Source organism: Larkinella sp. C7, assembly GCF_006149005.1.
In the GTDB taxonomy this organism is placed as follows: domain Bacteria; phylum Bacteroidota; class Bacteroidia; order Cytophagales; family Spirosomataceae; genus Larkinella.
The window spans coordinates 286-567 of the sequence record NZ_VBSL01000102.1 but is presented as its reverse complement, the minus strand read 5'-3'; the positions used below and the strand labels follow the sequence as shown (position 1 = coordinate 567).

Annotated in this window: 1 protein-coding gene; it reads right to left on the bottom strand. The window is 36.9% G+C overall.

Features of this window, described 5'->3' with window-relative positions:
- A partial coding sequence (locus FH871_RS34560; protein ID WP_229317766.1) for a glycosyltransferase occupies positions 1-182 on the bottom strand: 182 nt, incomplete at its 3' end.
- Between the last annotated feature and the right edge of the window lie 100 nt (positions 183-282).

The window sequence follows — 282 nt, the reverse complement described above, 5'->3', positions numbered from 1 at the left end:
ACTCGAATGAGATCCGGATGCTTTTGGGCATAGGACTGAATAATTGCTCTAGAATTATCAGTTGAACAATCATCAACCAAGATAATCTCATAAGGAAAATCTACTTCTTGGGCAAGAAAGCTGTCAATCGCTCTTTCAATAAATTCGGCATAGTTGTAACTCGTACAGATGATTGATACCATCAGATTAGACATAAGCTAGCCTCCTATCTACTCAAAAATCAGTCAGATAAAATTTCCCAATTCCCATTTCTTTTTACAATTCCGGATGCTGAATCCATAG